The organism is Halomonas sp. C22, from assembly GCF_007655045.1.
Taxonomy (GTDB): Bacteria; Pseudomonadota; Gammaproteobacteria; order Pseudomonadales; family Halomonadaceae; genus Vreelandella; species Vreelandella hamiltonii.
In genome coordinates, this window is record NZ_VBVC01000024.1 from 1 (window position 1) to 1268 (window position 1268).

Here is a 1268-nt window from a genome sequence, read left to right on the forward strand (position 1 = left end):
AGCCGCTCGACGTCGCGGATACGCCGTTTGTCGATCACGAACAGAATCAGGTGATCACCGCTCTCCACGCGCACGTCGCCGTGGGCAATCATCACCTCTTTGCCGCGCACCACGGCGCCGATGGTGGTGCCTTCGGGAAGCTCGATCTCATCGATGGTGCGGCCCACTACCTTGGAAGACTGCTTGTCGCCATGGGCAATCGCCTCGATGGCTTCCGCCGCACCCCGACGCAGGGAGTGCACGTTGACGATATCGCCCCGGCGCACGTGGGTCAGCAGGCTGCCGATGGTGGCCTGCTGCGGGGAGATGGCGATGTCGATATCGCCACCCTGGACCAGGTCCACGTAGGCGGCGTTGTTGATCAGCGTGAGCACCTTCTTGGCCCCCAGCCGCTTGGCCAGCAGCGACGACATGATGTTCACCTCGTCGTCGTTGGTCAGGGCGCAGAAGATGTCGCAATCCTCGATGTTCTCTTCTTCCAGCAGGCGCTTGCTGGTGGCGCTGCCGTGCAGCACCACGGTGCGATCCAGCCGCTCCGAGAGCGTGGTGCAGCGCTCCAGGCTGTGCTCGATGATCTTGACCTGATGGCTATGCTCCAGATGCTCCGCCAGGCGTTCGCCGATGTTGCCACCCCCGGCAATCACCACCCGGCGGAAGTCGCGCTCCACCTTGCGCAGCTCGCTCATCACCGCGCGGATATCCCGCCGTGCCGCCAGGAAGAACACTTCGTCATCGGCTTCGATGACCGTGTCGCCCTGGGGGATGATCGGCCGATTGCGCCGGTAGATGGCGGCGACGCGGGTTTCCACGTTGGGCATGTGCTTGCCCAGGAAGGCGAGGTTCTGGCCCACCAGCGGGCCGCCGTAGAAGGCTTTCACCGCCACCAGCTGCACCAGCCCCCCGGCAAACTCCAGCACCTGCAGGGCGCCGGGATGCTCGATCAAACGGCGCACGTGGTCGGTCACCACCTGTTCCGGGCTGATCAAGACGTCGATGGGAATGGCTTCGTGGGCAAACAGGCCCTTGCGGGTGAGGTAAGCCGTGGAGCGAACCCGCGCGATCTTGGTGGGGGTGCGAAACAGCGTGTGGGCCACCTGACAGGCGATCATGTTGATCTCGTCGGTGTTGGTCACCGCGATCAGCATGTCGGCGTCTTCGCAGCCCGCCTGGCGCAGCACGATGGGGTAGGAGCCCGCGCCGGTGACCGTGCGGATATCCAGCTTGGTGTGCAGTTCGCGTAGCTTGGCGCCGTCGGTGTCGACGACGGT

1 protein-coding gene is annotated in these 1268 nt (G+C 64.8%); it reads right to left on the reverse strand.

The genetic code is table 11. From position 1 onward, the window contains the following. Nucleotides 1–1268, reverse strand: a 1268-nt coding sequence (trkA, locus tag FEU76_RS18495; RefSeq protein WP_144985003.1) for a Trk system potassium transporter TrkA, incomplete at both ends; no start/stop codon positions are given.